Here is a 22,436-nt window from a genome sequence, read left to right on the forward strand (position 1 = left end):
GCATCGCCACAGCCTCCACACCAGCAAAGTGGGGGTGGCGTTCTCGCGTTGGGGGAGAACTCACTCTCCAGCACCGGTCAGGCCTAACCCGTACGGCATGGGGCCGGCCTGGATGTGACAGAACGGGGGTGAGGAGGCGTCGCGGGATAGCGACAATCTCCCTGGAACCCGCAGCAGCGAAGCCCGGTCTTACTTGTTCGACAGGTACTCTTCGGGCGTGATGATGCCGTCGGAGTTCGCGTCGTAGCGGGCAAAGTCGCGGACCCGGCTGTCGGTCCAGTTGCTGCTGTACTCGTGCATCGCAACCTGACCGTCGCCGTTCTTGTCGTGATCGGTGATCCAGCTCCGGGCGTCCTTGGGGATCCGCTCCTCGGCCGTGACGAACCGGTAGGAGCGGCGCTCGCCGCCGCCTGATGAAGAGGCCGACCGGTCACGGTCCCGTTCGCGGCGGTCTGAGCCCCGGTCGGATTCCTCCCGGTCTTCGTCGTCGCTGGAGCCGCGGGCCCGACGCATTACAATCAGCCGGTTGATCAGCTCGGTACGGCTGATTTTTCCATCGCGGTTGGTGTCGGCGTTGGCCGGGCTGCCGCTGATCTTTGTCCACTCATCCCGTTCGAGGATGCCGTTGCGGTTCTCGTCGTACCGCCGAACGAGGCCATCGGCGGAGTCACGCGCGCCCTCAAGCTCTTCTTCGGTCGACGGGATGAAGCCCGATGTGCCGGCGTCACCGCCGACGGAGATCCCGAAACCCGGCGTCTGCTTCTCCTCGGCAGGTTCGCCGAAATCGAGGGGGTTGGCTTGGTCGTCGTTGTCGCCGCCACGGCTGAGGCCGGCGAGCGTCTCGACCTTGATGCGGCCGTCGGCCGACACGCCGGCCTGCTCGGCCAGGCGGTCCAGGAACCCGTGCATCCGCTCGGGAACTTCCTGCTTGGTGACGTAGCCATCGCCGTCGCGGTCCCAGGAGCGGATAAAGCCGGCCCGGCGGTCCTCGCGGTTGCCGCCCCGGTCATCGTCATCGCCGCCGCGTCCGCGGCCGCGGTCATCCCCGCCGCCCGGGCCGCCGCGGAACCCTCCGCGGAAACCGCCCCGGCCGCGTTCTTCACCGCCGCCGGGAGGGCCGCCTCGGAAGCCTCCCCGACCGCGCTCCTCTCCCCCTCCAGGGGGACCGCCGCGGAACCCGCCGCGTCCCCGCTCTTCACCCCCCCGTCCTCTTCGACCGCGGCCCCCCTCCTCGTCGCCGCCGCCGCGACGGAAGTCTCCCCGACCGGGCGGTTGAGCCTCGGTGGGGGCGGGGAGCGACGAAACGGTGAGGGCCGCCGCGACGCAGGCGACAAGCAGGTTCCTGACAAGCATCTGGGGGCGTCTTGAATTGGGGGCGTAGGGGTAGAAGGCCGCAGCGGATTAAACCGCCTGGGCGCCTAGCAGGTTTCGGTGAAACTCTATTGTAATCGCGGCTAGACGCCACCCTGGAAACATGCCGGTCAACGCCCTGGGCGAATTGGGGCGCCGCGGGCACAATGCACGACTGAACGAAACTACTCTCCCAGGCTAGGGATTGCTGCATGCGTGGCGAAATCATTGCCATCGGCGACGAGCTGACCACCGGCCAGCGGCTGGACACCAACACCCAGTGGCTGGCCAGTCGCCTGACCGACGCGGGCGTGCACGTCCTCTATCACACCACCGTGGCGGACGACCTGCGGGCCAACGTGGACGCGTTCTCCGCCGCCATCAGCCGGGCCGACGTGGTCGTCACAACCGGCGGTTTGGGCCCCACGGCCGACGACCTGACCCGCGAGTCGATGGCCGCCGCCGCGGGCGTGCCGCTCGAGCTGGACGAAGTATCGCTCGCCAAGATCCAAGAGATGTTTGCGTCCCGTGGCCGCGAGATGCCCGAACGCAACCGCCTGCAGGCGATGTTTCCCGCTGGTGCGCGGCCCATCGGCAACGAGCACGGCACGGCGCCGGGCGTCGCGATGTCGGTGGACCGGCCGGGTCAGGGGCCGTGCTCTCTGTTCGCCCTGCCCGGCGTGCCGGCAGAGATGAAGCCGATGTGGACCGACAGCGTGCTGCCGGCGATCCAGACGCTGCAGCCCGCGCCCCGCACCATCCGGCACCGGCGGCTGAAGTGCTTTGGGGTCGGCGAAAGCCACCTGGAGCAGATGATGCCCGAGTTGATCGCCCGCCAGCGCGAGCCGCTGGTCGGCATCACCGTGCACAAGGCGACCATCACGCTGCGGATCACGGCCTCGGGCGCCGACGAGGCGGCCTGCCGGGCGGCGATCGCGCCCACCGAGGACGAGATCCGCCAGACGCTCGGCGCGCTGGTGTTCGGCGAGGAGGATGAAGAGTTGCAGCACGTGGTGCTGCGGGCCCTGGCGTCGCTCGGCCAGACGCTTGCCGTGTGGGACGCGGCCTCCGACGGCCTGCTGGTGCACTGGCTGGCGCAGGCCGACCCCAACGGAGAGGTTGTGCTGTCGAGCGAGGTCACGCCTCGTCTGCAGCGGGGGGAGCGCGCCGCTTCGTCCGCTGCCGAGCGGCTGCGGGCTGACCGCGGCGCCGACCTGGCCCTGGTCCTCGCCCGCGGCGAAATCGACCTGCCGGTCGAGTCGGTCGTGGTTGCGATCGCCTACGAGGGCGGGGTGCGGCTGCGGCAGATCCCGAACGCCGTGCACCCGGACATCAATGCCGACCGTTCCGCCAAGCTGGCGCTGAACGAGCTCCGCAAGCGGCTGATGGGCGCCGAGTAGAGGCGACCGCGTCGCCGGTTTACATCACCGCGAAGTAGTTCTCCACCGCGGCGTCGAAGTTCTCCGGCGACATGACCGGGTCGCCGCCGACGTAGCGGGTGAAGTTGCGGATCTGCAGCAGCAGGTCGCGGGGCTGGCAGCACCGCATCGGCCGGTCGACCGCCTTGTAGTGCGTGGCGATTAGGTACTCCAGCGCGGCCTGGTCGTACTGCACGCCGACAATCGGCGCCATGATCTCGAACAGCTTGCGGAACGCGCCCTCCTCGGGGTCGTTGACCTCGATCTTGTACGGGATACGACGCAGGAACGCGTCGTCCACCAGGTCGCGGGGCTCGAGGTTGGTTGAGAACACGATCAGCTGGTCGAACGGCACCTGGATCTTCTTACCGCTGGCCAGGTTGAGGAAGTCGTACCGCTTTTCGAGCGGCACGATCCAGCGGTTGAGCAGCTCGTCGGTGGTCATCCGCTGGCGGCCGAAGTCGTCGATCACCAGGGTGCCGCAGTTGCTCTTGAGCTGGACGGGCGCCTCGCTGACGTTGGTGGCGGTGTTGAGCGTCACCTCCAGCGCGTCCATGGTGAGTTCGCCGCCCACTACGATGGTCGGCCGCCGGATGCGGACCCACCGCTGGTCGGCGCGGCTGCTGTCGATCAGGCCGTCCTCGGCCTCCAGCGGCGCCTCCTCGTGCATGCTGGGGTCGAACAGCCGCAGGATCTCGCCGTCGATCCCCAACGCGCGGGGGATCCAGACGTACTGGCCGAACGCCTTGGTGACGCGTTCGGCGATGCTGGTCTTGCCGTTGCCCGGCGCGCCGTAGAGGAACAGGCCGCGGCCGGAGTTGATGGCGGGGCCAAGCCGGCGCAGCATCCGCTTGTCGATCAGCAGGTCCTCGAACGCGCGGTGCAGGTCCGCCTCGGTCGGGTGCTGGTCGGCGATGGTCTGCATCTTGACCGCGGTTACGTAGTCGCGGAGCGTGACCGGGGCGCTGCCGAAGTAGGTGCAGTGCTCCACCAGCTTCTTGCCGCGTTCGCGGCCCAGCTCGGTCAGCTGGTAGACGTAGTCGTTCATCATGGCCGCGCCTTTGTGGGCGACCATGCGGTCCTGCTTGAGGTTCTGCAGCAGCGGGTCGACCAGCCCGAACGGCAGCCGGACGGTCTCGGAGATCAGCCGGCCGGTCGCCTCGCTGCGGCTGGTCAGCAGCTTGAGGATGAGGTCCTCGACCTCGCTGTCCGTGAGCCCGCCCGCGGCCAATGACTTGGGCTCTTCCGGGCGCCACTCGGCGCGGGGCGCGTGCGCAGGGCGCCGCGCCGGCTGCTGCGGGGAGGGGGAGGGCGGCGCCGACTGCGTTGGCGCCGCCGCGGCCGACGGCTCCACCCCGGCGCCGCTGTCCGATGTCAGGGTGTTGATGCGGCTGATCAACTCGTCGAGCCGCTGCTGCCCGTCGAGAGCGGGCGCTTGGTCTTGTGCGAGCGGGGCGTTGGACATGCTGAGACCCACCAAAGGGAGACGCGGTAATAAGGAGCGGCCGGGGCCACCTCAAACCTAGGTCATGTGCGGGATTAGGCAAGCGGCTTGCGGGCCGGCGCTCGCCTGGTCCGTCTGTAGCGGCCCGGGCGGGTGCGACAGGCGCGCAGGGTCAGAAATGACGGACCCCGGTGGGCGCCGTCCGCTCCCTCCAAAGTCGTGTGATAGGCTTCATCAGTACCCGGCCAAGGGACCCGGCTGAAGGCGAAAACCCATCACCTCTGGCGACGACTACTGTGAGTGCCACTACGCAAACCCCCGCGGCCGACGAGCCGCAGACGTCGGCGCACCTCAGCGCTTCGGTCGACCCGAAACTCGAGGCCCTGTTCGACCGCCTGGCCAACCTCGCGTCGCCGCCTTCGATGGTGCCCCAGGTGCTGGCCGTCGCGACCCGCGCCGAGCCGAGCGCCGAAGACCTGCGGATGGTCATCGAGAAGGACCAGGCGCTCTCTGTGCGTCTGCTGACGCTCATCAACTCCAGCTACTACGGCCTGCGGAACGAGGTGTCGGACCTGCAGACGGCCGTTTCGCTGCTGGGCGTCGACAAGGTGAAGAACGTCGCCCTCACGATCGCCATGTCCGAGCAGTTCAAGGCGCCGTCCGTTGTGGGCAACCTGGACCCCCGCCAGCTATGGGACCACTCGGTCAGCACCGCCGCCGTGGCGCGGCTGATCTCGACCCGCTGCGGCATCGAGGACCCCGAGGCGGCCTACCTGGCCGGCCTGGTGCACGACCTCGGCCTCAACGTGCTGGAGCAGCACATGCCCGAGCACGCGCCGCGGGTGTTCGTCCGGTTCACGTCCGGCCAGGACTGGGTGAACGCCGAGCAGGAAGTGCTGGAGTTTGACCACGCGCAGCTGGGCGCCTACCTCGCCTCGCGGGTGGGCTTCGGCCGCAAGACGATCGAGGCGATCGAGTTCCACCACGCGCCGATGGCCGCGCCGCCCGAGTCCCGCGACCTCGCCGCGCTGATCGCCGCCGCCAACTACCTCGTGACCCGCTGCGGCCACGGCTCGATCGACCGCCGCCGCATCGTCGCCGACGACGCCATCGAGCACCTGAACCTGACCAACAAGAAGCTCCGTGGGCTGTGGGAAGAACTCGACGTGACCCTGCAGGGCGTGGCGGAGCTGACCAACCGCTGATTCATCGCGGCGCCCGCCTCTGCTAGAATGCGGGCATCCCGACTGGTCCCAGCAGGAACAGAGGACCCCCATGCAGCTCATCATCACCGCCGTGGGCCCCGACAACCGAGGGCTGGCGGACCCGATCGTGCACACCGTGACGCGTCTGGGCGCGAACATCGCCGAGATCCAGATGTTCGACCACGACGAGCACTCGGTGTTCTCGATGCTCACCCGCGTCGAGATCGAACCGGCCGTCCGCGGCGAGGTCGACGACGCGATGGCCGAGGTCGCCAAGTCGACCGGCCTGTCGATCCGCACCTGGAGCCCCGACCGCCAGGGACGCAAGCCGCGGCTGGCGATCTGCGTCACCTACCGACCCGAGACCCCGCTCGCCCTCTTGCGCGGCATCCGCGACGGCCACATCAAGGCCGAGGCGGCCGTCATGATCGGCAACCGCAAGAAGTGCCGCCGACTTGCCGAGCAGTTCGACGTCCCCTGGGAGTCGATCGGCGACGACGCCGGCAGCCCCGACGACGACCGCCTGCTGCAGATCTGCGACCACCACCAGGTGGACTACGTCATCCTCGCCCGCTACATGCGGGTGCTGCCGCCGGCCAGCTGCTGGAGCTACGCCGGCGGGCGGATCATCAACCTGCACCACGGGCTTCTGCCCAGCTTCCCCGGCATGCGGCCCTACCACGAGGCCTACGCCAGCCGGATGCTGACCTACGGCGCCACGTGCCACTTCATCGTGCCGGAGCTGGACGCCGGCAACCAGATTATCAACCAGGCGACCTTCACCGTGCCGCCCGGCACCCCGCTGGAGGACATCGTCCGCCGCGGCCAGGAGGACAACGAGCCCGACTGCCTGGTCGAGGGCGTCCGCCGCGTTGTCGACGGCGAGGTGCAGCTGCACTTCAACCGCGTGGTGGCGCTCAGCTAAACCGGCCCGCGCACCACCCTGTAGCCGACGATTCTGTCCGAAGTGTTTTGTCCAAAAACACGCGTGGAGGGGACAAAACTCGGGGCGTATGATCCCTTGTTTTTTCTGTAAGTGCTTTCGCGCTAGTCGATTATGTTGACCTCCTCGGGAACGGCCTGCCGGGGTTTTGTCCGTTCTTGCCAATCAAGATCGGACAAAACGGCAGTGCCGTGACGCTTGGCGCCGGGGTGCTCGCTATCCCTGACTTCGATAGGCGTCCAACCGCCCGCACCCCGTATTAGAACGCGCTGGGTGGCCGGTTTCAGCAACTAACCGAGCGAAAGCCGCCCCCCGATTGGACGCGACACCTGGCGAGACAGCCCCGCAGCGGATTGCATTCCGCTCTCCTAGAAGCAGGTCGGACGAGCACGCAAAACGGGCCGCTCGGTGCGTCGCACCGCGCGGCCCGTCAGGTTACATTGGGTTTCAGCGCGTGGTCGGTAGGAGCTTGGCGCGTGGGGCCTTCTGTCGCCAAACGGTGGGGCCCCGCGGGTCGGCCCTGCCGGCCACCCTTCTTCAGCTCTGCTTCTTCTTGTCGGACTCGGCGTCCTTCCCCTGGGCGATCGCCTCCTCGCACGCCTCAACCGCTTGGCGGTACTGCTGGTTCTTGGGGTAGGCCTTGAGCAGCTGCTGGTAGTAAGGCAGCGCCTTGGCGTGTTCGCCCTGCTCCAGATAGGTGCTAGCCAGCCCGACCGTGGCGGCGTTCACGCCCGGGTTCTGCTTCTGCATCTTCTCCCACAGCGCGATCGCCTCGTCCAGCTTGTCCTCGGAGTACAGGCAGCGGGCCAGGCCGTTCATCGGGCCGGCCGCCTTCGGCTCGAGCTCCAGGCACTTGTTGAAGTACGCCTTCGCCTTGCCCGCCTCGCCGGCGTTCAGGAGGGCGAAGCCCATGCCGTTGTTGGCGCCGAAGTTGTCCGCGTCGACCTCCAGGATCTTGGCGAACGCGTCGGCGGCCTTGTCCGGCTGGCCCCGGTTGAGCAGCTGCCACGCCTGCGGAACGGTCAGCCGGTCGGGGTCCGCCGCCAGCTTCTGCTCCGCTTCGGACGGCCTGCCGGGGCCGACCATCTTGGCGCGGGTCTCTTCGTCGAGCTCTCCCTTCTTGGCGGACTCGAGCAGCCGCTTCAGGTCGGCGTCGCCCGGCTGCTGGGTCAGCGACTTGCGGATCCACCGCTTCGCCTGGTCGTACTCGCCGGTCAGCATGTACAGCCGCGCGAGGCCGAACCACGCGGCCGGCGCATTGGGCGCGGCCTTCTTGAGGTGCTTCTCCGCCGGCTCGTACTCGTTCCAGCTCAGGTAGACCTGCCCCAGCCCGTTCTGCGCCGCCGGGTGCTTGGGCGCTAGCTTGACGCACTGGTCGAACGCCTCGACCGCGCCGACCGAGTCGCCGCCGTTGAAGCGGGCCCAGCCGAGCCCATTCCACGCGCTCACGTCCTTGGGGTCTTGCTCGACGGCGGCCTCGAACTTCTTCTCCGCCTCGGCCATCTGGCCGCTCTGCCACAGCTTCCAGCCCTCCTGGCTCAACGCCGAAGCGGGCTGCGCGCCCGCGTCCGACGCGACGGCCGCCAGGCCGCCGGCCGCTAACACAACAGCGATACCAATCATCAGAGCACCTCCTAGGCACACGATCGCCACAAGCCGCCGTCGGCGACGCCGCCGCCGGTCGTCCTGCAGCAGGGAATCAGCAAGCAGCGAGTCGCTGTCCGCAAGAACCGCGGAGAGCGCGTCGTTGGTGGCAGCCGGATCGTTCATGGCTCGAGCGGGGGTAGGGAAGGGGCGCCGGACGCGCGGTGCTAGATCGCTTTGAGCACCTGCGCAGCGTCGGGCAGCGTGGTTGGTTTCTTGTTGGCCTGCCGGTTGGACGCCTCAATGGACTCGCGAAGCGTGAGGATCACCTTGTCCAGCCGCGAACGGACCGTCGGGTACGACACGCCCGCCTGCTCGGCGATCTGCTTGAGCGACCCACCGGCAAGCACGAACAGCTCGATGAACCGCTGGTGCTCGGTCGGCAGGTCCGCCAGCCGAGACGCGGGGAACGCGGCCCGCAGTTCGACCTCGCAGGGCTCGCATCGCATGACGCTGACCTCCATCGTTCGCTGGCAGAACGGGCATTGGTTGGTGGGCGGCATGGGCTGGATTCCGTTAGCAGTGGTTCGACGAGAGTTTAATAATATTCAATCGGTGTGTCAAAAACTTTCAAAAACAGGAATCGCAGCCGACTAGGAAGTTGTTTTTGTGTCTGACGAGGACCTGGCAAGAATTGGGGGATATTTCTGAGAAACTGGGGTTGCTCTGCCGGGCAACCGCGGTTACTGTCCCGCCGCCTTGGGCCCCGGCCCAAGGTCTCTTCCGCATCTACCGCCAATACGATCGTCCGATATTCGGAGTCCGACATGCCCGTTCGTTGCAGCCTTGCCGCCCTCGCAGTTGCGTTGTGCCTATGCAGTTCCTCCGCATCCGCCCAGGAAGGCTCTAGCGGCGGCACGCTGTCGCTGCCGCCCGACCTGTTCGGCACGGGCGACACGGGCGCGGCGGGTTCGACGCCCAGCCGCACGATGTCCTCCGGCGTGACCGGCTCTGAGCTGCCGCCGGCGGCGCCGTACGGCGGCCCCTCGTCGTACAGCGGCGGCGGCATGAGCTACAGCCCGTCGCTCGGCGGCCACCTCCGCGCCCAGTACAACACCAAGAGCTACGGCCAGTCCGCGGGCAACCTGGACCTCGGCACGATGTTCATGCAGCAGGACGGCGACCGCGCCTGGTTCCTGGATGGGCAGGTGACCCTCAACGACGAGTCCAAGGTCGGCTTCAACCTGGGCCTCGGCGCCAGGACGATCATCGACATCGACCACTCCCTGCTCGGCGACAACCAGAAGGTCCTGGGCGTCAGCATCTGGGCCGACGGCTCCTCGACCCAGAACGACAACTTCTTCCCGCAGCTCGGCCTGTCGGGCGAGCTCCTGGGCGAGCGGTGGGACCTGCGGGCCAACGCCTCGTTCGTGCTGGAGAATCAAACCCTGCTCGGCGAGACGCAGATCGCCGGCGACGGGCTCGGCTACAGCGGCTTCAACATCGGCACCGACACGCTCACCGGCCGCGACAACGCGATGCACCTGACGGAGCTGGAGGCCGCCCGCCGGGTCGGCAACAACGACTTCTGGGCGTTCGCAGGCGGCTACGGCCTGTACGGCGGCGACGGCGTCGACACCGCGGGCTACCAGCTCGGCGTCCGTGGCTTCGCCACGCCGGACCTGGCGCTGCAGCTCAAGGTCACCGACGACGACCTGTTCGCCACCAACACCGTGTTCAGCATCACCTGGTTTATTGGCCGCACGCGGACCAACACCCAATTCTGCGGCGACCTGACCGACCGGTTCCGTGAACGCGTGATCCGTAACGACTACGTCCCGGTCTACCAGGACCAGGTGGCCGGCCAGATCGACCAGCTGACGCACGACTTCGACGGCGACGGCGAGTCCGAGGCGATCCGCGTGGTGCACGTCGACTCCAACGCGGCCGCGGGCGGCGACGGCTCGTTCGAGAACCCGCTGCAGTCGCTCGACTCCGTTCAGGGCGCCAGCCAGGACGGCGACATCGTGCTGGTCCACGCCAACACCACCTACGCGGATCAGACCGCTACGCTGCAGGACTTCCAGCGTCTGCTGGGAGAGGGCAACGACCTGACGTTCAACATCAACACCGACCAGTTTGGCACGATCGCCCTGCCCGAGAGCAGCGACGGCGCCATGTCCGGCGTCTCGCCGATCATCAACAACACGGCCGCCAGCGCGGCCGCGGTGGTCCTGGCCAACGACAACGAGGTGGCTGGCTTCACCATCAATGGCGGCGTCACCGCGATCGACGGCTCTGCGGGCGCCGGCAACCCGAACCTGCACGACCTGACCATCAACGGGACCACCGGCGACGCGATCGTGCTCACGCCGGCCGAGATCGTCGACGGCTCCGACACCACGATCGCGTTCAACGCCACGCTGGACAACATCACGTTCGACAGCGTCGGCGGCAACGACATCAGCATCGACGCCGCCACGACGGCCGACCCGAGCTCGCCCAACGTGACGCTGAACGAGGCGATCTCGATCACCAACATCACCAGCACCAACAACGGCGCCACGAGCCTGGCGGTGTCGAACACGCACAGCGGCGGCACGCTGGACGTGAACGGCTACGACTGGGACGGCGGCGGCTCGGGCCTGGTGGGCATGTCGTTCACCACCACCGCGGGCATGGTCGACGTGATCAACTCGAGCCTGACCGGCGGCGCCGCCGGCGCGGTCGGCTTCTCGGTCTCCGAGACCACCGGCACGGTGGCGATCGGCTCCAGCAACACGGTGACCAACATCAACGGCCAGGCGGCCGAGATCTACCGGAACGAGGAGTCGGTTGACTTCGCCGCGACCGTGAACAACACCACCACGTCCGGCGGCACGGTGACCATCACCGAGAACGCCGGGGCGGTGACCGTCCAGAGCGCCAGCATCACCACGCAGGACGCCACCAGCATCGAGATCAACGACGCCGCCGCCAACGTCACGGTCAGCAGCGACGTCACCCGCAACGGCACGGCCGGCATCGCGGTGGCGATCAACGACACCAACCCGGGCGACGACGACCCGAACGACGACATCGTGATCTCGTTCTCGGATCCGACCAGCACCATCGAGAGCAACGGCGGCAGCATGGCCGTGGTGATCAACGGCGGCGACGACGAGGTGAACTTCCTCGGCGCCATCGAGGACACCGGCGGCATCCGGGTGACCAACCGCACCGGCGGCGAGGTGACCTTCAGCGGCGGCGTGACCTCCGACACCGGCACGGCCGACGCGGTCGCGATCACCTCGAACGCGGACGACGCGGTCGTCACGTTCGACGGCGCCGCCGCGGGGCTCGACATCACCACCAGCAGCGGCCGCGGCTTCTTCGCCGACTCCGGCGAGGTGAACGTCACCGGCTCGTCCAACACCATCACCACCACGGCCGCCACCACCGGCGGCCTGGTGCTGCAGGGCACGCCGGCCAACCCGATCACGTCGACCAGCGGCGTCACGTTCGCCTCGGTCGACACGGCGGCCGGGTCGACCAACGCGATCGTGCTGGCCAACGTCGAGGGTAACGTCACGGTCAACGGCGGCACGCTTAACACGGCGGCCAACGCCGCGGTGCAGATCGACAACGCCACCGGCCTGACGCTCAACGACGTGCAGCTCGCCAGCGGCGGCGCCACGGCGGTCACCGCGAGCTACAGCAACGACGTGGCGAACGGCCTGTCGCTGAACGATGTCGACATGAACGACGGCGCCATGGACGTCACCGCCAACACGACCGCCGCGGCCGCGGGGACGACCGTCTCCGTGTCATCGACGACCGAGGCGGGCGCCATGACCTTTACGAACAACGGGACCGGCGACCTCGACGCCATCCTGAACGACGTCACCGGCTCGACCGGCGGCGCCGTCTCGCTCGACGTCACCGGCGCGGGCGACGGGTCGCTCGCCATGAGCGACGTCGACACCAACGGCGGCACGGTGTCCGCGACGAGCTCGGGCGCGGCGTCGGGCGACCTGGCGTTGACGATGACCGACTCCGGCAACACCAACGAGTTCGGCGCCATCACGGTCAACGACCAGGGCTCCGGCAACGTGTCCGCGCTGCTGAGCAACGTCGAGACGAGCTCGACGCTCGACTTCGACGCCGCCTCCGGCGGCACCGCGTCCCTGACGGTGACCGGCGGCGCCTACAACGGCGCGGTGACCGCCGACGCGGCGAACACCGGCACCTTCACCGCCACCATCAACGGTGGCGCCGACCTGGCCAGCACGCTGGATGTCAACGCAGGCAACACCGGCGTGGCGACCGTGTCGGTCGGCGGCGCCAGTACGATCGACGGAGCGGTCAACGTGACGGCGACGAATACCGGCAACGCCACCGTGACCGTCAACGGGGGCAGCACAATCGACGACTCGCTGACCGTCAACGCGACCAACACCGGCACCGCCACGGTGAACGTCAACGGCAACAGCTCGGTAACCGGCGTGACCACCATCAACACCGGCAACACCGGCGCCGCGAACGTCGATCTGGATGGCACGTTCGGCGACCAGGTCACGGTTGCGGCGACGAACACTGAGGACTTCAACTTCGAGATGTCGAGCTCAACGGTCACCGCCGGCGCCGCGGCGACGGCGCTCGACGTGAGCATCGGTGATTCGGTTAACAACGCGAGCCTGGACTTCGTTGGCAACACGTACGACTCGGGGGTGAGCATCGCTGCCGACAACAGCCAGGCGTTCGGGCTGAACGTGAACGGTGACTCGGTCACCACCGGCGACAACACCGTCGCGTTCGCCCTGCTGCTGGACGACGGCCCGTCGACCTCGGACATCCAAATCGCCAACTCGTCGTTCGATACCAACGATGCTGTGGCCTTTGATTTTGACAACCCGGCCAACACGGGCTCGGTTCGGTTCTGGCTGGACAACAACGACTTCGAGAACGAGAGCGCCACGCTCGCCGCGGCCGATCTGACCGTTGGAGCCGGCGCGCTCGACATCACGGTTGGCATCTCGGATTCGGGAGGTTCGGGCAACTCCTTCACCAACAACGCCAACGCAACCTCTCAGTTCCTTCTCACCGCGAACACCGGCTCCACGGTCGATATGCGGTACAACGGCAACTCCCACAACGGGGCCGCCGGCAACTACGAGTTTGACAACACCGATGGCGTGTCATTCGAGGTGTTCGACTTGGCCAACGCGAACGGTGACTTCCAAAACAGTGGAACGTTTGTTCCCACACCGAATGCAGGCGCCTTCACGGACACCAACGTCAACCCGGACCTGCCGAACCCGTAGGAATCGTCCGCGAAGCGACGCGAGCACCCAAAAGCCGCTCCCCCTGCGGGGAGCGGCTTTTTTCGTAGAATGACCTGCCACCCACGGTCCACATTGGCTGTCACCATGCTCTCCAAACAGCTCCACTGCACCGGCTGCGGCTACCAGACCACGCTCGGCGCCGACGACATCGCCGTCCGCCTACGGCTCTTGGGCCACCTCCGGCGGGACGCCGACCCGGACGAGGGCGTGCTGGCGGAACTGCTCGCCAGCTCCGCCCAGAACATGACCTGCCCGACCTGCAAGAGCGTCGGGCTGGGCGTAAGCGACACCGCCGCACAGGACGAAGCGGACGACTGGCAGGCGGCCGTGCTGTGCGAGGTCTGTCGACAGCCGATCCCGGAGGAGCGCCTGGAGTTCGCGCCCGACGCGAAGCGGTGCGTCGGCTGCCAAGAGAAGGCCGAGCAGGGGACCCTGCCGGAAGAGCCCGACTTCTGCCCGCGGTGCGGATCGCTGGTCGAGCTCCGCGTCAGCCGCGGCGCGGGCCTGACCCGCTACAAGCGGTTCTGCACGGGCGACCCGCCCTGCCGTCTGTAGCGCAGCGCGGCTCGTGAGTTTCCTGCGGGGCGCGCTACCGCTGCCGCCGACGCAGCAGCACGCCGGCGCCGGCCATCAGGCCGAGCAGGGCCGCGGTCGGTTCCGGCATGTGGGGGGCGCCAGTCGCGGGCAGGCCGCTGCCGCCCGAGCTGCTCCCTCCACCCCCAGGCGCGGTTGAGCCGCCGCTCGGGTCAGAGCTGTCATCGTCGGTCGACAGCAGCTCGGCGCCGTCCACCACCAGCGATGAGACGTTGCGGATCGGCCCTGCGAAGTCCAAGTACGGGTTGGAGACCACCATGATGCTCTCCAGGATGATGAATTCGCCGTCCGGCGTGAGCGGCACGTCGGTGTAGGCGAGGCTGCCGGGCTGGCCCACCTGGTTGCTGAGGTCGACCTTGTTGGCGCCCGTGATCGGGGCCAGGTCGGACATGTCGGTGATCTGCGCGAACGGCACAAACCCCTGGCTGTCGAGGAACGAGTTGTCGGTCAGGCTCACGAAGAAGCTGCTCGTGCCGCTGTTCGGCTGGCCCGACTGCAGCGCCAAAGCCACGGTGCCCTCGGTGTTGCTGAGCGCTTCGAAGTCGACCTGGCCGTCGCCGTCCGCGTCGACGATCACGTCGTCGTACTTCTCGATGCTGTCGAACCCTCCAACCGGGAGCGTGCTGGGGCGGTAGTTGCCCAGGTCAAAGCCGCCCATCTGCAGCACAAACCCGTCCGGCGCCCGGTTCAGCACGGTGTCGTGGTACCGTCCGGAGCCGATGTACGCCAGGATGTTGTCCACGTGGCCCTGCAGGTCCGGGTTGTTCTCCGGGTTCAGCTCCATGTAGAAGTCGCCCACGCTGGTCAAGAACCGCACCGTTTGGGCGGAAGACTCGGCGGGCGGGAGGGCGAACGCCAGGGCAGCGACAGCGGTGGCCAGCAGGCCGGGCCACGGGGAGGAGGGTCGCAACATGCAGGTCTGCTCGGTAGTCTGAGGTGCTTACGCAGTTGAGGGTTCGGTGAACCTTCATAGTAATTGCCGCCCCCGGATCGTGCGCGTATTCGCACAGATTTCGCTATTCGGGCAGCCGCTACAACCGCTCCCCACCGCCCCCTCCGCCCCAGAAACCCGCCCATGCCGCTGCCGCTCGCCGCCACCACCGCGTTCGGCGTCGAGGCGGTCGTGCGCCGGGAACTGGAGGCCCTCGGCTACCCGGCCAAGATCACCGCGCCGGGCCGCGTCGCGTTCGAGGGCGACCCGCAGGCCATCGCCCAGGCCAACCTGTGGCTCCGCGCAGGGGAGCGGGTGGTCGTCGAGCTGGCCAGCTTCCCGGCGACCGACTTCGGCCAATTGTTCGACGGCGTTGCCGCCCTCGACTGGGCCGCCTGGATCCCGCCCGACGGCGAGTTCCCCGTCCGCGGGCGGTCGCGCGGGTCGCAGCTCTCCAGCGTGCCGGCGTGCCAGAAGATCGTGAAGAAGGCCATCGTCGAGCGGCTCCGCCAGCAGCACGGCGTGCAGGAACTGCCGGAGACCGCCGGACTATACGGCGTTGAGGTCGCGCTGGTGGACGACGTCGCGACTCTGACGCTCGACACCACAGGCGTGGGGCTGCACAAGCGGGGCTATCGACCGGTTACCTCGTCGGCGCCGCTCCGCGAGACGCTCGCCGCCGCCATCGTGCAGCTCAGCTACTGGCGCAACGGCCGCCCGCTGCTCGACCCCTTCTGCGGCGCCGGCACGCTGGCCATCGAAGCCGCGATGATCGGCCGCCAGATCGCGCCCGGCCTGCGGCGGGTGTTCGCGGCCGAGGACTGGCCGGCCGTCCCCGCCGACGTGTGGCAGGCCGCCCGCGAGCAGGCCCAGCAGCGGATGCTGCCGGCCCTCGACGAGCGGATCCTGGCCACCGACGCCGACGACCAGGTGCTGGTCACCGCGCGCAGGTCCGCCGAGCGGGCCGGAGTGCTGGAGGACATCCACTTCCAGCAGCGCGCGTTCGCCGACACGCTCAGCAAGCGCGAGTACGGCTGCCTGATCACCAACCCGCCGTACGGCGAGCGTCTGGGCGAGCAGCGCGAGATCGAGGAGCTGTACCAGGCGATGCCGCTGGTGCTGCGGCGGCTGCCGACCTGGTCGCACTACGTGCTGACCTCGCGGCTCGACTTCGAGCAGCTCGTCGGGCAGACCGCCGACAAACGCCGCAAGCTGTACAACGGCCGGCTGGAGTGCACGCTGTTCCAGTACCAGGGCCCGAAGCCTCCGAAGGGGGAAGGGGGAGGGCGGAAGCAGGGCGCCGAACCAGCGTCGGCCGCCAAGACGTCAGTAGTCGAACCCGCTCCCAAGGCCTCGGTTGATGCACCCCAGCGCGCGTTCGGCGGCCTCAAGCCCGAGGCGGCCCGCCAGGCGGAGGAGTTCAGCAACCGCCTGAAGAAGCTCGCGCGTCACCTGCGGAAGTGGCCGACCAAGCGGGGGATCACGTGCTATCGGATCTACGATCGCGACATCCCCGAGGCGCCGTTCGCCATCGACCGCTACGACGACGCGCTGCACATCGCCGAGTACGAGCGGCCGCACGACCGCACGCCGGCCGAGCACGCCGACTGGCTGGACCACATGGTCCGCACCGCGGCCGACGCGCTCGAGACGCCCCGCGAGCTGGTGTTCGTCAAACGCCGCTTCCGCCAGCGGGGCGAAACCCAGTACCAGCGGGTCGCCGAACAGCAGGCGGTCCGCCTGGTGAAGGAGGCGGGCCTCACCTTCCGAGTGAACCTGTCGGACTACGTCGACACCGGGCTGTTCCTGGACCACCGCGTCACCCGCGGCCGCTTCCGCGACGAGGCCGAGGGCAAGCGGGTGCTGAACTTGTTCGCCTACACCGGCGCGTTCAGCGTCTACGCGCTGGCCGGCGGCGCCGAGCGGGTCACCACGGTCGACCTCTCGCCCACCTACCTCGACTGGGCCCGCGACAACGTGCGGCTCAACAAGCTGGACGCGTCTCGGTGCGACTTCGTGGAGGGCGACAGCCAGGAGTTCGTCGAGTCGCTCCCCGCCGAGCCGCTGTTCGACCTGGCAATCGTCGACCCGCCGACCTTCAGCAACACCAAACGGGGCGCCGACGACTGGGACGTGCAGCAGCACGCCGCGCCGCTCTTGGTCGAAGTGGCCAAACGGATGCCGCCCGGCGGGGTGATCTACTTCTCCACGAACTCGCGCCGCTTCAAGCTGGACGAGGACCAGCTGTCCGGGCTAGCCATCCGTGAAATTAGTCGGCAGACGGTCCCCGAAGACTTCCGCAACAAACGCATCCACCGCTGCTGGCGGATGGTGAAGGAGTAGACGGTCGTCTAGGTAGCCGGCGAGCTACGCCTCGGCGGTGTTCATCTTGGCCAACCACCAAGGCACAAAGCCACGAAGGGGTGGCGCCAACCGGGCAAACAGCTCTTTGTGCTCTTTGTGACCTTGGTGGTGAAAAGAATCCCGTTGCATTAAGCAAGGCCTCGCGGATCCGATTTGATGCACCACGACGGTCACAAAGGGCACAAAGCCATTGCCCCGCGATGATTCGCGAGGCAAGCAATCCTTTGTGCTCTTCGTGGTGAATCCTCCCTGAATCCGCCGAGGCGTAGCTCGCCGGCTATTCACTTGTTGCTGAGCAGCATTTCCAGCTCGGCCAGCTCTTTCTCGTAGCCGCTGGAGAGCAGCGGGAAGCGGCACCACGATTTGGGATCAAGATTCTCGTCGTCCAGGTGGAAGCTGGGCGCGTAGCGTTCGCGCTTCCACTGATTGCGGCTCCAGAGCTGGAAGAAGCGGATCACCCAGCGGCCCACCTGCGTGCGGTCGTGCTCGGGGAACTGCGCGGCGACCGCGCGGAACGCCTCCAGCGGCAGGCGTTTGTCCCGCATGGCCGAGCGCTCGATTGCGTCGAGCACCGGGTAGGGCATCAGGTCGCCCTCGTCGGTCTGGTCCTGATCGGCGGGGCGGAGCTCGGCGGTCGGCTCCAGGCCGTTGACCGCTTTCAGATACGGCTGCGGTCCCACCCCGTGCGGGCCGACCTGCTCCATCCACTGCAGCCACCGCCGCAGGAACGCCTTGTCGATGCCGGCCACCGGCGAGAGCCCGCCGCAGGTGTCGCCGTCCATGGTGGCATAGCCCACGGCCGCCTCGCTGCGGTTGCTGGTCGCCAGCAGTAGCGCGCCGCGGAGGTTGGCCAGCATCCACACCGCCGGCCCGCGGGCGCGGGCCTGGATGTTCTGCAGCGCGATGTCGTCCTGTTCCCACGTGAGCTCCCGGCCGACCGACTTGCTGACCGTGCTGACGTAGCCTTTGACGAGCTCGTCGACGCTCCAGTCGAGGAACGCAGCGCCGACGCCCTCGGCCACCGCCCGGGCCGAGTTGAGGGTCTCGTCGCTGGAGTTCTCCGTCGCCTGGTAGACGCACGCCAGCAGCCCGGCGACCAGCTGTTCGACGCTGGCCGACTCGTCCAGTCCCGCGGCGGCGGCGACACTTTGGATCCGCTCGAGCACCTCCGGCATGCCGAGCTCATCGACGGCCAGGCGGGCCATCATCGCCGACAGCACGGCCACGGCGGACGAGTCGGCGCCGCCGCTCAGCGACACCACAAACCCGTTCGCGCGGCTCTTACGCAGGTAGTCGAATAGCGCCAGCGAAACCGCGCGGGTAAACTCCTCCTCCTTGTGGTCGGGGCCGGCCTCCCAGTTGGTGGGGGGCGCACAGTGCTCGTCGGGCGCGTCGGCGCCCGGATCAGGCCACGCAAAAGACCACTGCACCAGCCCGTCGGGCGGCAGGGGCCGCGTCACGCCCGCGTCGAACGACTGCGCCCGACTCCGCCGCACCGCGTCGATGTCCACGACCGCGGTGGTTAGCACGTAGTCGGCGAACGACAGCCGCGGCCCGCTGGCGACAATCTTGCCGCCGCTGGCGATGATCGTGTCGCCGTCGTACACGGAGCGTCCCGACTCGTTGCCCAGCAGGTTGCAGTGCACGTAGCTGACGCACTGCGCCCGCGAGCCCTCGATCACGATCCGCTGGCGGGTCTGCTGCTTGCCGAACGCGAAGTGGCTGGCGCTGGGGTTGAGGATGATGTCCGCGCCGCGCTGGGCCAGGCCCGGCCCGGAACGGTCGGCCACCCACGCGTCGCGGCAGATCTCGAAGCCGACCCGCACGCCGCCCAGGTCGAACAGCAGGTCGCCGATCGGGTCGCCCAGCATGCTGACCACTCCGGGCGTCCAGCGGCGGAACCAGCGGGACTCGTAGTGGATGCCGTCGGTCGCGAGGAACTGCTTGCAGACGATGCCCGCCAGCTCGCCGTCCACCAGCAGAGCGCACGCGTTGTAGAGGGCCGAGTCGTAGAACACCGGCAGCCCGACCGCCACGGCCATCCCCTCGGTGGCCGGGCGCAGCGCGAGCATGTTCTCGTAGGCGGCCTGCTGCACGCCGGTGCTGAAGAACATGTCCTCGCAGCCGTAGCCGCTGACGCACAGCTCCGGCAGGCAGAGCAGCCCGACGCCGCTCTGGCGGGCGTCGGCGATGACGGCCTCGATCCGGCGGCGGTTGCCGTCCCAGTCCATGGGCGTCTGGTTGACCGACGCGGATCCCAGGCGGATGAGTTTCACGGCGCAGTAGTCCCTAGGGGCAAAAAGAGCGGCGGCCCGGCCGCGCTACTTGTTGTCGAACTGCAGCGGCAGCTGCGGGTCGTGGGCGTGGCCGAACTCTTGGAAGAGCTTGCTCGGCTGGATGTCGCGGTTGTGCTGGTACTTGCTGGCGTACTCGCTCACCTCGCCGGTCAGCTCGTGGTAGAAGATCTGGCAGATCGGCACGCCGGGGTAGATCCGCACCGGCTGGATGCAAGAGATCTCGAGCGTCCAGTAGCCGGAGAAGCCGGCGTCGCCGAAGCCGGCGGTCACGTGCACAAACATGCCGAGCCGCCCGATCGACGAGCGGCCCTCGATCTGCGGCACCAGGTTGTGCGTGGTGGTCTTCTCGACCGTGCGGCCCAGGTACAGGTGGTTGGGGCTGATCACCAGCCCATCGGACGGGATCTCGATCCGCCGGACGCGGTTCTCTTTGGCCATGTCCAGCACGACCTCTTCGTACACAATCAGCTCGTTGTGCAGGCAGAGGTTGTAGCTGTTGGGGTTGAGGTTGGCCTCGTCGTACGGCTCGATCTGGATCTCGCCGTCGAGCCGCCGACGGATTTCGTTGCCTGAGAGGATCATGGGGGGCCGGGTGCTGTGGGCGGGGCGCGTTCCGCGCGACTCGCTGGGCTGCGCTACACGCCGATCTGGGGGCAGAACTTGTTCATCGAGCACGCTCCGCAGTCGGGCTTCCTTGCGTTGCAGACCGCCCGCCCATGATGGATCATGCGGTGCGAAAAGTCGATCCACTCTTTCTTGGGCAGCAGCTCCATGAGGTCGTTCTCGACTTTGACCGCGTCCTTCTGAACGGTCAGGCCGAGTCTGCGGCTCAGCCGCCCGACGTGCGTGTCGACGACCACGCCGGTCGGGATGCCGTAGGCGGTCCCCAGCACAACGTTGGCCGTCTTGCGGCCAACCCCCGCCAGACCAACCAAAGTGTCCAGATCCTCGGGCACCTGGCCGTCGAACTTCTCGACCAGCTCAGCGGAGCACGCCTTGACGTTCTTCGCCTTGTTGCGGAAGAAGCCGGTGCTCTGCACGGCCTTCTCGAGCTTTGCGATCGACATCTTGGCGATCGCGTGGGCGTCGGGGTGCGTGGCGAACAGCTTCTCGGTGACCATGTTGACCCGCTCGTCGGTGCACTGGGCCGACAGGATGGTCGCGATTAACAGCTGGAACGGGGTCTCATGGACCAGGGCGCAGGGCGCTTCTGGGTAGTCCGCCTTGAGCCGCCGCACGACCCGTTTGGCCTGAGATTTCCGTTCCTCGGCAGGGAGCTCCGGCGTCTTGGACGCGGCTGGCTTGGCGGCGGTCTTCTTCTTGGCCATGCGGCGGGCTTCGGGATGGGGGCGGCCGGGGAAAGGCCTCATTTTGGGGGGCCGGCGACCGGTGTCAACGCCCGGGACAGGCCCGTAGCGGGGCGACGGCGGCTTGATCTAAGTGCTTCGCACAATTAGTTTTGAGTGTTGACTCAAGCTTCGGATTTCCTTTCTGTCCAACCCTCAGCCGACCGCGACGATGAGCGCCTGGATGCCCGCCGACCCGCCGTTCGACCCAGAGACTTTCTCGGGGGTGGGTCGGCTGTTCCCGCTGCCGCAGGTCGCCGCGTTCCCGCATGTCGTGACGCCGCTGCACGTGTTCGAGGAACGCTACGTGGCGCTCACCGCCGAGGCCCTCGCCAGCGACAAGCTGATCACGATGGCCGTGCTGGAGCCCGGCTGGGAGCATGACTACGCGGGCCGGCCGCCGCTGTCGGAGGTTGGCTGCCTGGGCAAGGTGATCTCGCACCACAAGACGTCCGAGGGACGCTACAACCTGCTGCTGCTTGGCCTGCGGCGGGTCCGACTGGCCGAGGAGCTGGAGCCGCCCCTGGCATACCGCCGGTCGCGGATAGAATTGATTGAGGAGCGGGAGCCGAACCAGGACCCGCACCCGGAGACGCTGCGGGAGCAGCTGGTCGGCCTGCTGCGTGACCGGCTGGCGTCCAGCGGCGCCGCCGAAGAGCTGACGCACGCCCTGTCGGCGACAGCCGCGCTGGGCGCCGTGGCGGACCTAGCGGCGCACAGCCTGCCGATCTCGCCAGAGCTGAAGCTGCGGCTGCTGGGCGAAGGCGACGCCGTGACGCGGTGCCGGCTGCTGGTGGCGGCGATCGACGCGCCCGAGCCCGGCGACGCGTTCCCGCCCCGTTTCAGCAGCAACTAATCGACCCCAACCGGCGGCGTTGGAACGCGGCCGGACCGCTTGAGTGCTTTCGAACCGACTTCTCCCACGAGCTGACTGTGCCCTCCCGAACCGACAACGGCGCCATGAAAGACCACCTGCAAGAGTTACCCGAACCGGCGTGCTGCGGCGCCGAGGACGCCCCGGCCGACAGCCAGGGCGTCGACATGCCGCGGCTGCAGAACGCCGTCCGCGAGCTGCTGGCCGCCGTCGGCGAGGACCCCGACCGCGAGGGGCTGCTGGAGACCCCGGGCCGCGTCGCGCGGATGTACGCCGAGATGTTCTCCGGCCTGCGGGAGGACCCGCGGGTGCACCTCGAGAAGTTCTTCACCGAGAAGTACGACGAGATGGTGCTGGTCAAGGACATCGGCTTCACCAGCATGTGCGAGCACCACCTGCTGCCGTTCACCGGCAAGGCCCACATCGGCTACCTGCCCAACGGACGCGTGGTGGGGCTCAGCAAGCTGGCCCGCGTGGTGGACAGCGTCGCCCGCCGCCCGCAGGTGCAGGAACGCATGACCGAGGTGATCGCCGACATGCTGGTCGACCAGCTCAACGTGAAGGGCGTGGCGGTCGTGATCGAGGCGAGCCACTCCTGCATGACCATCCGCGGCGTGAAGAAGCCCGGCAGCATGGCGGTCACGTCGGCCATGAAGGGGGTGTTCCGGTCGAGCGTGTCGAGCAGGGCGGAGATCATGACCCTCATCTACGGCAAGTAGCCGGTTGGGAGCGTGCCCCCGGCGAGTCTGGCGGTAGATCGGG

At 68.1% G+C, this 22,436-nt stretch carries 17 protein-coding genes; 9 read left to right on the forward strand and 8 right to left on the reverse strand.

Annotation, left to right across the window (positions count from 1 at the left end; translation table 11 throughout):
* Positions 1-189: 189 nt before the first annotated feature.
* The gene (locus tag KOR34_RS05985) at positions 190-1,353 is read right to left on the reverse strand and encodes a hypothetical protein (protein ID WP_146563090.1); all 1,164 of its coding nucleotides are present in this window, start codon (positions 1,351-1,353) and stop codon (positions 190-192) included.
* Between the two features lie 209 nt (positions 1,354-1,562).
* Between KOR34_RS05985 and KOR34_RS05990 the strand changes: the two genes are divergently transcribed.
* The gene (locus KOR34_RS05990; RefSeq protein WP_146563092.1) at positions 1,563-2,750 is read left to right on the forward strand and encodes a competence/damage-inducible protein A; all 1,188 of its coding nucleotides are present in this window, start codon (positions 1,563-1,565) and stop codon (positions 2,748-2,750) included.
* 19 nt (positions 2,751-2,769) lie between these two features.
* Here the strand turns inward: KOR34_RS05990 and KOR34_RS05995 are convergent, their stop codons facing one another.
* Positions 2,770-4,233, reverse strand: coding sequence for an AAA family ATPase (locus KOR34_RS05995; protein WP_146563094.1), 1,464 nt, complete (start codon positions 4,231-4,233; stop codon positions 2,770-2,772).
* 275 nt (positions 4,234-4,508) lie between these two features.
* Between KOR34_RS05995 and KOR34_RS06000 the strand changes: the two genes are divergently transcribed.
* Both KOR34_RS06000 and KOR34_RS06005 read left to right on the forward strand, forming a co-directional pair.
* Positions 4,509-5,417, forward strand: coding sequence for an HDOD domain-containing protein (locus KOR34_RS06000; protein WP_146563096.1), 909 nt, complete (start codon positions 4,509-4,511; stop codon positions 5,415-5,417).
* 70 nt (positions 5,418-5,487) lie between these two features.
* The gene (locus KOR34_RS06005; protein WP_146563098.1) at positions 5,488-6,342 is read left to right on the forward strand and encodes a formyltetrahydrofolate deformylase; all 855 of its coding nucleotides are present in this window, start codon (positions 5,488-5,490) and stop codon (positions 6,340-6,342) included.
* 555 nt (positions 6,343-6,897) lie between these two features.
* On the opposite strand, the gene KOR34_RS06010 is transcribed toward KOR34_RS06005, so the two are convergent.
* Positions 6,898-8,130 carry a tetratricopeptide repeat protein gene (locus tag KOR34_RS06010; protein ID WP_146563100.1) on the reverse strand — a complete coding sequence of 411 codons (1,233 nt, stop codon included), beginning with the start codon at positions 8,128-8,130 and terminating at the stop codon, positions 6,898-6,900.
* A 41-nt stretch (positions 8,131-8,171) separates the two neighbouring features.
* A complete protein-coding gene (locus KOR34_RS06015; RefSeq protein ID WP_197531185.1) occupies positions 8,172-8,453 on the reverse strand; it encodes a DUF2089 family protein in 282 nt (93 codons plus the stop codon).
* On the opposite strand from KOR34_RS06015, the gene KOR34_RS26455 reads away from it, so the two are divergent.
* From KOR34_RS26455 to KOR34_RS06025, 3 genes are all read left to right on the forward strand, one after another.
* A complete protein-coding gene (locus KOR34_RS26455) occupies positions 8,452-8,601 on the forward strand; it encodes a hypothetical protein (protein ID WP_197531186.1) in 150 nt (49 codons plus the stop codon). The genes KOR34_RS06015 and KOR34_RS26455 overlap by 2 nt on opposite strands.
* Positions 8,602-8,771: 170 nt before the next feature.
* Positions 8,772-13,247 carry a beta strand repeat-containing protein gene (locus KOR34_RS06020; RefSeq protein ID WP_146563104.1) on the forward strand — a complete coding sequence of 1,492 codons (4,476 nt, stop codon included), beginning with the start codon at positions 8,772-8,774 and terminating at the stop codon, positions 13,245-13,247.
* Between the two features lie 105 nt (positions 13,248-13,352).
* Positions 13,353-13,823: a TraR/DksA C4-type zinc finger protein gene (locus tag KOR34_RS06025; protein ID WP_197531187.1), complete on the forward strand. Its 471-nt coding sequence runs from the start codon at positions 13,353-13,355 to the stop codon at positions 13,821-13,823.
* Between the two features lie 34 nt (positions 13,824-13,857).
* Here the strand turns inward: KOR34_RS06025 and KOR34_RS06030 are convergent, their stop codons facing one another.
* Positions 13,858-14,775 (reverse strand): peptidylprolyl isomerase, encoded by a 918-nt coding sequence (locus KOR34_RS06030; protein WP_146563108.1) that lies wholly within the window; start codon positions 14,773-14,775, stop codon positions 13,858-13,860.
* A 162-nt stretch (positions 14,776-14,937) separates the two neighbouring features.
* On the opposite strand from KOR34_RS06030, the gene rlmKL reads away from it, so the two are divergent.
* A complete protein-coding gene (gene rlmKL / locus KOR34_RS06035; protein ID WP_146563110.1) occupies positions 14,938-17,136 on the forward strand; it encodes a bifunctional 23S rRNA (guanine(2069)-N(7))-methyltransferase RlmK/23S rRNA (guanine(2445)-N(2))-methyltransferase RlmL in 2,199 nt (732 codons plus the stop codon).
* Positions 17,137-17,438: 302 nt separating this feature from the next.
* Here the strand turns inward: rlmKL and nadE are convergent, their stop codons facing one another.
* From nadE to nth, 3 genes are read right to left on the reverse strand one after another with little or no spacing between them, the layout of a single operon-like run.
* On the reverse strand, positions 17,439-19,433 hold the full coding sequence (gene nadE / locus KOR34_RS06040; protein WP_146563112.1) for an NAD(+) synthase: 1,995 nt from the start codon (positions 19,431-19,433) through the stop codon (positions 17,439-17,441).
* A 45-nt stretch (positions 19,434-19,478) separates the two neighbouring features.
* Entirely contained in the window at positions 19,479-20,036 is a 558-nt protein-coding gene (gene dcd / locus KOR34_RS06045; RefSeq protein ID WP_146563114.1) for a dCTP deaminase, read from the reverse strand.
* Positions 20,037-20,089: 53 nt separating this feature from the next.
* Complete coding sequence (gene nth, locus KOR34_RS06050) at positions 20,090-20,782, reverse strand: endonuclease III (protein WP_146563116.1); 693 nt, start codon at positions 20,780-20,782, stop codon at positions 20,090-20,092.
* 190 nt (positions 20,783-20,972) lie between these two features.
* Here nth and KOR34_RS06055 point away from each other — a divergent pair, with 190 nt between their 5' ends.
* Both KOR34_RS06055 and folE read left to right on the forward strand, forming a co-directional pair.
* Positions 20,973-21,656 (forward strand): LON peptidase substrate-binding domain-containing protein, encoded by a 684-nt coding sequence (locus tag KOR34_RS06055; RefSeq protein WP_146563118.1) that lies wholly within the window; start codon positions 20,973-20,975, stop codon positions 21,654-21,656.
* A gap of 185 nt (positions 21,657-21,841) precedes the next feature.
* Entirely contained in the window at positions 21,842-22,393 is a 552-nt protein-coding gene (gene folE, locus KOR34_RS06060; RefSeq protein ID WP_197531467.1) for a GTP cyclohydrolase I FolE, read from the forward strand.
* Positions 22,394-22,436: the final 43 nt, after the last annotated feature.

Source organism: Posidoniimonas corsicana, from assembly GCF_007859765.1.
In the GTDB taxonomy this organism is placed as follows: domain Bacteria; phylum Planctomycetota; class Planctomycetia; order Pirellulales; family Lacipirellulaceae; genus Posidoniimonas; species Posidoniimonas corsicana.

Coding starts and splice junctions, on each gene's coding strand:
- KOR34_RS06030 (WP_146563108.1), bottom strand. CDS start 14,775: ATGTTGCGACCCTCCTCCCCGTGGCCCGGCCTGCTGGCCACCGCTGTC.
- folE (WP_197531467.1), top strand. CDS start 21,842: ATGCCGCGGCTGCAGAACGCCGTCCGCGAGCTGCTGGCCGCCGTCGGC.
- KOR34_RS26455 (WP_197531186.1), top strand. CDS start 8,452: ATGACGCTGACCTCCATCGTTCGCTGGCAGAACGGGCATTGGTTGGTG.
- KOR34_RS05995 (WP_146563094.1), bottom strand. CDS start 4,233: ATGTCCAACGCCCCGCTCGCACAAGACCAAGCGCCCGCTCTCGACGGG.
- KOR34_RS06010 (WP_146563100.1), bottom strand. CDS start 8,130: ATGAACGATCCGGCTGCCACCAACGACGCGCTCTCCGCGGTTCTTGCG.
- rlmKL (WP_146563110.1), top strand. CDS start 14,938: ATGCCGCTGCCGCTCGCCGCCACCACCGCGTTCGGCGTCGAGGCGGTC.
- dcd (WP_146563114.1), bottom strand. CDS start 20,036: ATGATCCTCTCAGGCAACGAAATCCGTCGGCGGCTCGACGGCGAGATC.
- KOR34_RS06025 (WP_197531187.1), top strand. CDS start 13,353: ATGCTCTCCAAACAGCTCCACTGCACCGGCTGCGGCTACCAGACCACG.
- nth (WP_146563116.1), bottom strand. CDS start 20,782: ATGGCCAAGAAGAAGACCGCCGCCAAGCCAGCCGCGTCCAAGACGCCG.
- KOR34_RS06055 (WP_146563118.1), top strand. CDS start 20,973: ATGAGCGCCTGGATGCCCGCCGACCCGCCGTTCGACCCAGAGACTTTC.
- KOR34_RS05990 (WP_146563092.1), top strand. CDS start 1,563: ATGCGTGGCGAAATCATTGCCATCGGCGACGAGCTGACCACCGGCCAG.
- KOR34_RS06005 (WP_146563098.1), top strand. CDS start 5,488: ATGCAGCTCATCATCACCGCCGTGGGCCCCGACAACCGAGGGCTGGCG.
- KOR34_RS05985 (WP_146563090.1), bottom strand. CDS start 1,353: ATGCTTGTCAGGAACCTGCTTGTCGCCTGCGTCGCGGCGGCCCTCACC.
- KOR34_RS06020 (WP_146563104.1), top strand. CDS start 8,772: ATGCCCGTTCGTTGCAGCCTTGCCGCCCTCGCAGTTGCGTTGTGCCTA.
- KOR34_RS06015 (WP_197531185.1), bottom strand. CDS start 8,453: ATGCGATGCGAGCCCTGCGAGGTCGAACTGCGGGCCGCGTTCCCCGCG.